Origin of the sequence: Streptomyces sp. MS191, from assembly GCF_008042125.1 — a bacterium.
Taxonomy (GTDB): domain Bacteria; phylum Actinomycetota; class Actinomycetes; order Streptomycetales; family Streptomycetaceae; genus Streptomyces.
On record NZ_RDBI01000040.1, the window covers coordinates 488596 to 495592 of the forward strand.

Annotated in this window: 9 protein-coding genes; 7 read left to right on the forward strand and 2 right to left on the reverse strand. The window is 73.4% G+C overall.

Annotated features, from left to right (window positions below; genetic code table 11):
- Positions 1-13: 13 nt before the first annotated feature.
- A complete protein-coding gene (locus EAO71_RS09125) occupies positions 14-1669 on the reverse strand; it encodes an FAD-binding dehydrogenase (protein WP_147977262.1) in 1656 nt (551 codons plus the stop codon).
- A gap of 84 nt (positions 1670-1753) precedes the next feature.
- Between EAO71_RS09125 and EAO71_RS09130 the strand changes: the two genes are divergently transcribed.
- The 5 genes from EAO71_RS09130 to EAO71_RS09150 are packed head-to-tail and all read left to right on the forward strand — an operon-like array spanning position 1754 to position 4451.
- Positions 1754-2410, forward strand: coding sequence for a TetR/AcrR family transcriptional regulator (locus EAO71_RS09130; protein ID WP_147977263.1), 657 nt, complete (start codon positions 1754-1756; stop codon positions 2408-2410).
- The gene (locus EAO71_RS09135; RefSeq protein WP_147977264.1) at positions 2407-3171 is read left to right on the forward strand and encodes a glucose 1-dehydrogenase; all 765 of its coding nucleotides are present in this window, start codon (positions 2407-2409) and stop codon (positions 3169-3171) included. Before EAO71_RS09130 ends, EAO71_RS09135 begins: the two co-directional genes overlap by 4 nt.
- 39 nt (positions 3172-3210) lie before the next feature.
- A complete protein-coding gene (locus EAO71_RS09140; protein WP_147977265.1) occupies positions 3211-3741 on the forward strand; it encodes an NUDIX hydrolase in 531 nt (176 codons plus the stop codon).
- A gap of 9 nt (positions 3742-3750) precedes the next feature.
- Positions 3751-4146, forward strand: coding sequence for a YidH family protein (locus tag EAO71_RS09145; protein ID WP_147977266.1), 396 nt, complete (start codon positions 3751-3753; stop codon positions 4144-4146).
- Entirely contained in the window at positions 4143-4451 is a 309-nt protein-coding gene (locus EAO71_RS09150; protein WP_261992066.1) for a DUF202 domain-containing protein, read from the forward strand. Before EAO71_RS09145 ends, EAO71_RS09150 begins: the two co-directional genes overlap by 4 nt.
- Before the next feature lie 71 nt (positions 4452-4522).
- On the opposite strand, the gene EAO71_RS09155 is transcribed toward EAO71_RS09150, so the two are convergent.
- Positions 4523-5461, reverse strand: coding sequence for an NADP-dependent oxidoreductase (locus tag EAO71_RS09155; RefSeq protein WP_147977267.1), 939 nt, complete (start codon positions 5459-5461; stop codon positions 4523-4525).
- A gap of 203 nt (positions 5462-5664) precedes the next feature.
- Between EAO71_RS09155 and EAO71_RS09160 the strand changes: the two genes are divergently transcribed.
- On the forward strand, positions 5665-5961 hold the full coding sequence (locus EAO71_RS09160) for a hypothetical protein (RefSeq protein WP_147977268.1): 297 nt from the start codon (positions 5665-5667) through the stop codon (positions 5959-5961).
- A gap of 105 nt (positions 5962-6066) precedes the next feature.
- On the forward strand, positions 6067-6978 hold the full coding sequence (locus EAO71_RS09165) for an MBL fold metallo-hydrolase (protein ID WP_147977269.1): 912 nt from the start codon (positions 6067-6069) through the stop codon (positions 6976-6978).
- Positions 6979-6997 lie beyond the last annotated feature (19 nt).

Sequence of the window (6997 nt, forward strand, 5' to 3'; positions counted from 1 at the left end):
GGTAGCCCGGCCGTCAGCCCACCGCCTCGGCGGCCGCCCGGCCCGCCGCGCGCCCGGAGAAGATGCAGCCGCCGAGGAACGTGCCCTCCAGGGAGCGGTATCCGTGGACGCCGCCTCCGCCGAATCCGGCCGCCTCACCCGCCGCGTACACCCCCGGGAGCGGCTCGCCGCTCTCGGTGAGCACCCGCGAGGAGAGGTCCGTCTCCAGGCCGCCGAGCGACTTGCGGGTGAGGATGTTCAGCCGTACGGCGATCAGCGGACCCGCCTCGGGGTCCAGGATCCGGTGCGGAGCGGCCGTACGGATCAGCTTGTCGCCCAGATACGCGCGGGCGCCCCGGATGGCCGTGACCTGGAGGTCCTTGGTGAAGGGGTTGGCGATCTCGCGGTCCCGTGCGGTGATCTCGCGCCGCAGCTCGGCCTCGTCGATCAGGGGCTCGTCGGTCAGCGCGTTCATCCCGCGGACCAGGGCCCCGAGGTCGCGTTCCACCACGAAGTCCACGCCGTTGTCCATGAAGGCCTTCACCGGGCCGGGCACGTCGGCCCGGGCACGCCCGATGACGTCGCGGATCGACTTGCCGGTCAGGTCGGGGTTCTGCTCCGAGCCCGAGAGCGCGAACTCCTTGCCGATGATCCGCTGGTCGAGCACGAACCAGGTGTGGTCGTGGCCGGTGCGCATGATGTGTTCGAGCGTGCCGAGGGTGTCGAAGCCGGGGAAGAGCGGCACGGGCAGGCGCCGGCCGCGCGCGTCGAGCCAGAGCGAGGAGGGGCCGGGCAGGATGCGGATGCCGTGCCGGGCCCAGATCGGGTTCCAGTTCTCGATGCCCTCGGTGTAGTGCCACATCCGGTCGCGGTTGATGTGGTGCGCGCCGGCGTCCTCCGCGATCCCCAGCATCAGTCCGTCGACGTGGGCGGGTACGCCGGACAGCAGTTTCGCCGGGGGCGTGCCGAGCCGCTCGGGCCACTGCTTGCGCACGAGGTCATGGTTGCCGCCGATGCCGCCCGAGGTGACGATCACGGCCTGGGCGCGGTAGGCGAAGGACCCGGTGACCTCTCGGCTGCTCGCGGTGCCCCGCTCGGCGTCCGACGGTTCCAGGATCTCGCCGCTGACGGTGTCCACCGCCCCGGCGGTCCGGCCGAGGCCGGTGACCCGGTGCCGGAAGCGGAGCTGGACGCGGCCGGCGGCGACCCCCTCGCGGACGCGGCGTTCGAAGGGGGCGACGAGGCCCGGTCCGGTCCCCCAGGTGATGTGGAAGCGGGGCACCGAGTTGCCGTGCCCGTTCGCGTCGTAACCGCCGCGCTCGGCCCAGCCGACCACCGGGAAGAAGCGCACGCCGCGGCTGTGGAGCCAGCTGCGCTTCTCGCCCGCCGCGAAGTCGACGTACGCCTCGGCCCACCGGCGCGGCCAGTGGTCCTCGGCGCGGTCGAAGCCGGCCGATCCGTGCCAGTCCTGGAGGGCCAGCTCGGGGCTGTCCTTGATCCGCATCCGGCGTTGCTCGGGCGAGTCGACGAGGAAGAGGCCGCCGAAGGACCAGTGCGCCTGGCCGCCGAGCGACTGCTCGGGTTCCTGGTCGAGGAGGATCACGCTCCGCCCGGCGTCGACCAGCTCGGCGGTGGCGACGAGCCCGGCGAGCCCGGCTCCGATGACGATCACATCAGCGTCGTACGACATGGACCGAATCTTGGATACACGAATGTATCCAGTCAACCGCCCGGGCCCCTCCCGTTTCCTAATGTCGAGCATTAATATGAGGGTATGGCCAGGACATCGGGACCGGAGACCCGGGAGAAGCTGATCCGCGCGGCGGAGGAGGTCTTCTCCGCCCAGGGCGTCGACGGCGCCCAGCTGCGCGACATCGTCACCCGGGCCGGACAGGGCAATCCCTCCGCGGTGCAGTACCACTTCGGCTCGCGGGGCGGGCTGCTCGACGCGGTGATGGCGGGACGCCAGCTGCGCACGGAGCAGGTGCTCGCTCCCCTGCTCGCGGCGGCCCCCGACGAGCTGAACGCCCTGATCACCGCACTGGTCACCGCCGAGGCGAGCGAGCTGCGCACCGACCGCGGCCGGCGCTGCCTGCGGATCTCCGCGCAGCTCAGCCACGAGAGCGGGGTACGCAGCCGCCCCCCCCATCCCACGCTCGCCGGCACCGGCTACTGGCGCCTGATCGAACGCGTCGAGGGCTGTCTGGCCGCTCTGCCCGAGCCCCTGCGCCTGGAGCGCCTGGACCTGGCGCTCACCGTCGTCGGCGCGGCGATGGCCGACCGCGCCCGGCAGTACCTCGACGGCTCCGAACCCCTCACCGGCGAGGCCCTGTTCCTGGCCGACCTCGCCGCGACCACCACGGCGCTCCTCTCCGCCGCGCCGCCCCCGGGCGGCGCCGACCCCGTTCCACGTCCTGAAGGGACCCCATGAACGACCTCACCGGCAAGACCGTCCTCATCACCGGCGGCGCCCGCGGACTGGGCGCCGAGGCCGCCCGCCAGGCGGTCGCCGCCGGCGCGAACGTCGTCCTCACCGACGTCCTGGACGAGGAGGGCGAGGCGACCGCGGCCGCGCTCGGCGACCGGGCGCGCTTCCGCCGTCACGACGTGACCTCGGAGGAGGGGTGGGCCGACGCCGTCGCCTTCGCGGTCGCGGAGTTCGGCGGGCTGCACGGGCTGGTGAACAACGCCGGCATATCGACCGGCGCCTTCCTGGAGACCGAGTCCGTCGAGCACTTCCGCAAGGTCCTCGACATCAACCTGACCGGCGTCTTCATCGGCATGAAGGCCGCGATCCCGGCGATGAGGAAGGCCGGCGGCGGCTCGATCGTCAACATCTCGTCGGCGGCCGGCCTGATGGGCCTGGCGCTGACCGCGGGCTACGGCGCCTCGAAGTGGGGGGTGCGCGGTCTGACGAAGATCGGCGCGGTGGAGCTCGGCACGGCCGGGATCCGCGTCAACTCGGTCCACCCGGGCATGACGTACACGCCGATGACGGCCTCCGTGGGGATCGAGCGGGGCGCGGGCAAGTACCCGAACACCCCGATGGGCCGGGTCGGCGAGGCCCCCGAGATCGCGGGCGCGGTCGTCTTCCTCCTGTCGGACGCGGCGTCGTACGTGACGGGCGCCGAACTGGCCGTGGACGGCGGCTGGACGACCGGTCCGACGGTGCAGTACGTCATGGGCCGGTAGGCCGGGCCGGGGCGTCCGTGGAGCTGCTTGGATGACCGTATGAGCGCCACTGACGAAATCATCGACGTCGTCGACGAGGACGACCGGGTCATCGGCCGGGCCCCGCGTGGAGAGGCCTACGCGCGGGGTCTGATCCACCGCTGCGCGTTCATCCTGGTGCGCGACGCCGAGGACCGGATCTTCGTGCACCGCCGCACTCCGACGAAGCTCGTCTACCCGTCCCTGTACGACATGTTCGTGGGCGGTGTCGTCGGCGCCGGCGAGTCCTACGACGAGGCGGCGCTGCGTGAGGCGGAGGAGGAACTCGGCGTGTCCGGACTCCCCCGCCCCGAGCCGCTGTTCCGTTTCCTGCACGACTCCGAGGGCGTCGCCGGGAAGTGGTGGTCGGCCGTGTACCAGGTGCGGTGCACGCTGCCGGTGCGTCCGCAGATCGAGGAGGTCGCCTGGCACGCCTTCCTGCCGGAGGAGGAACTGACGCGCAGGCTGGGCAGCTGGGAATGGGTCCCGGACGGCAGGGCGGCGTGGGAGCGGCTGCTCGCGTACCGGGCGACCGGCGGACCGGGCCTATAAAGTGCCCGCGTGAGCGACTTCGTACAGAGCCTGCGGCTGTGGTTCGCCCCGCAGCGGATCAGCGAGGAGGGGGAGACTCCGGACTACCGGTTCTCCCTCGCCAACGAACGCACCTTCCTCGCCTGGATCCGGACGGCTCTGGCGCTCGTCGGCGGCGGCTTCGCGGTCGACCAGTTCCTCCCGGACCTGCGCTGGGGGGTGCGGGTCGGGCTCGCGCTGGCACTGCTCGCGGCGGGCGTGCTGTGCGCCCTGCGGGCGGTGAACCACTGGGTGCGCTGCGAGCGCGCCATGCGCCGCGGCGAGGACCTACCGGTGTCGCGCTTCCCGACCCTGCTGAGCCTGGCGGTGGCCGTCGTGGCGCTGGCCATGGTGGTGGTCGTCCTCTTCGGCTGGGCCGGACGGTGACCGCGGGCCGCGATCCCGGACTGCAGCCCGAGCGGACCCGGCTGGCGTGGCGACGCACGACGCTGACCTGCACGATCGTGGCGGTACTCGCGGCGAAGGCGGCCATCCACGACGAGATCACCGCCGCCGGGCTGGCCGGAGCGGCAGGGGTGGCGCTGGTCTGGGTGGCCTTCCTGGCGGTGGCCCACCGGCGGATCCAGCACCTGGACGCCCCGGCCCCGCGGGCGCTCTCGCACCGCGCGGCGCTGCTCGCGACGACGTGCACGGCGGCGCTGGCGGTGTTCGCCGTGGCCGTGGTGCTCTAGGCGTGTCTTGCCGATCTTGCGGGCTCCCGGCGTCCTGAGGCTCCGCCGCCCGGGAAGGCGCGACCGTGGTCTCAGTCCGGCCAGGCGACCGTGACGACGACCTTGCCGTTCAGGCCGCCCTCCATGTTGGCGCGCTGGGCGTCGGCCGCCTCCTCCAGGGGGAAGCTGCGGGCCACCCGTACCGTCAGGACGCCCTCGTCGACGAGCTCGGCGAGGGCGGCGAGGTCCTCGGGGTCGGGGCGGACCCAGAAGTACCGGCCGCCGAGGGCCAGCACCTCGCCGTCGGCGATCGATGCGAGGCGGCCCTCCGGCGCGAGGACGTCCGGGGTCAGCTTGAGGAAGGGACCCCCGATGGTGTCGAGCGCGGCGTCCACGCCGTCCGGGGCGAGGGCGCGGATCTGCTCGGTGAAGGTCCGCTCGTCGTACAGCACCGGCTCGGCGCCCAGCTCACGGACGCGGTCCTGGCCCGCCTCGCGGGCCGCGCCGAGGACGCGGCAGCCGAGGTGCCGGGCGATCTGGACGGCCAGGGAGCCGACCCCGCCGGCCGCCGCGTGCACCAGGACGGTCTCGCCCGAGCGCACCGCCAGGGCATGGTGGAGCGACTGGTAGGCGGTGAGTCCGACGAGCGGCAGTGCGGCCGCCTCCTCGAAGCCGACGGTGCGCGGCTTGCGGGCGAGGGTGCGGACGGGGGCGGCGACGTACTCGGCGAAGGTGCCGCGCGCGAGGAAGTCCTCCCGGACGTAGCCCATGACCTCGTCGCCGACGGCGAACTCGGTGACGGACACGCCGGGCTGGACGACGACGCCCGAGACGTCCCAGCCGGGGACGACGGGGAAGACCGCGTCGATCATGCCGTCCAGGTAGCCGGCCTGGGCCTTCCAGTCGACCGGGTTGACGGCGGCGGCGCGCACCTTGACCAGCACCGCGTCCGGTCCGACCTTCGGGTCGGGCCGCTCGCCGTACTCCAGCACCTCGGGTCCGCCGTACCGGCTGTAGCTGATCGCCTTCATACCCCGAACGATCGACGCGGCCCCGGCCACCCGCAAGCCGGGGTCCCCCGGCCGGGGGCGGCGGCCGGGCGGCGCGTCGGCCGGACCGGGGTGCGGACGACGAGGGGGGACACCGCGCCACTCCGGAGCCGAAAAGGGGATCATACGGGCATCACGGACTAGCCTGGAGCGGTCACCCACCCCCTCATCACCGAGGCGACACCATGACCGCTCTCCATCCCGAGCACCCCACGCACGAGCACGCCCACGGGCCGGCCTGCGGGCACCCGGCCATCGAGCACGAGGGCCATGTCGACTACGCCCACGACGGACACCTGCACCGCGAGCACGCCGGACACTGGGACGAGTGCGAGCGGGAGGGGCACGTGGCGCACGACGGGCACGCGCACGAGCACGGACCCGGCTGCGGGCACCCGGCGGTCACCCACGGCGACCACCAGGACTACGTCCACGACGGGCACCGCCACGCGGCACACGACGGGCACTGGGACGACCACTGACACCGTCCGCGCCCAGCGACGGCCGAACTTCCCCCCGGACGGATCCGACTGGCAGGCTGCCCCTGTCGTCCGACCATGCGTCAGTTTCCTTCCGGGGGGATCTTCTTGCCTGCCACCGATCCGTACGTCGTCACGCTCGCCCCGTCCGTGCACGCCTTCGTCCAGCCCGACGGCGGCTGGTGCCTGAACAACGCCGGGTTCCTCGGCAGCGGCGGCGAGACGCTGCTGGTGGACACGGCGGCCACGGAGCGGCGCGCGCGGCTGCTGCGCGAGGCGGTGCTCGCCGAGGGCCTGCCGCTGCCGCGGACCGTCGTCTCCACCCACCACCACGGTGATCACACCTACGGCAACGGGGTGTTCCTGCCCGAGGCGCGGATCGTGGCGCACGAGAACTGCCGGTCCGAGCAGCTGGCCGCCGGCCGCCAGCTGCACCTGCTCTGGCCGCAGACCGACTTCGGGCACATCGAGGTGGCGCCGCCGTCCCTCACGTACAGCGAGCGGCTGACGCTGCACGTCGGCGAGACGGAGGTGCGGGTGCTGCACCCGGGGCCCGCCCACACCACGGGCGACTCGATCGTGCACCTTCCCGGGCACGGCATCGTCTTCACCGGGGACCTGGTCTTCCACGGTGGGACGCCGTTCCTGCCGATGGGTTCGCTCGCCGGCTCGCTGCGCGCCCTGGACCTGCTCCGTTCGCTGGACGCCCCGACGGTCGTGCCGGGCCACGGCCGGGTCACCGACCCGTCGGCGTACGACGCCACGGAGCGCTACCTGCGCTGGGTCGCCGAGCTGGCCGGCGAGGGGCACGCCAAGGGGGCCACCCCGCTGGAGACGGCCCGGCAGGCGGATCTCGGGGAGTTCGCGGCGTGGCGGGAGAGCGAGCGCCTGGTGGCGAACCTGCACCGGGCGTACGCGGAGCTGGACGGGCTGCCGGAGGGCTCTCCACTGGACCCGGCGGCGGTCTTCGGCGACATGGCGGCGATGAACGGGGGCGTGCCGGTGGCCTGCCACGCGTGACGGCCGGGCGGCGGGCGGG

Bases quoted from the DNA above. Each gene is read 5' to 3' on its own strand.
- EAO71_RS09125 (WP_147977262.1), bottom strand. From the start codon at position 1,669: ATGTCGTACGACGCTGATGTGATCGTCATCGGAGCCGGGCTCGCCGGG.
- EAO71_RS09130 (WP_147977263.1), top strand. From the start codon at position 1,754: ATGGCCAGGACATCGGGACCGGAGACCCGGGAGAAGCTGATCCGCGCG.
- EAO71_RS09135 (WP_147977264.1), top strand. From the start codon at position 2,407: ATGAACGACCTCACCGGCAAGACCGTCCTCATCACCGGCGGCGCCCGC.
- EAO71_RS09140 (WP_147977265.1), top strand. From the start codon at position 3,211: ATGAGCGCCACTGACGAAATCATCGACGTCGTCGACGAGGACGACCGG.
- EAO71_RS09155 (WP_147977267.1), bottom strand. From the start codon at position 5,461: ATGAAGGCGATCAGCTACAGCCGGTACGGCGGACCCGAGGTGCTGGAG.
- EAO71_RS09160 (WP_147977268.1), top strand. From the start codon at position 5,665: ATGACCGCTCTCCATCCCGAGCACCCCACGCACGAGCACGCCCACGGG.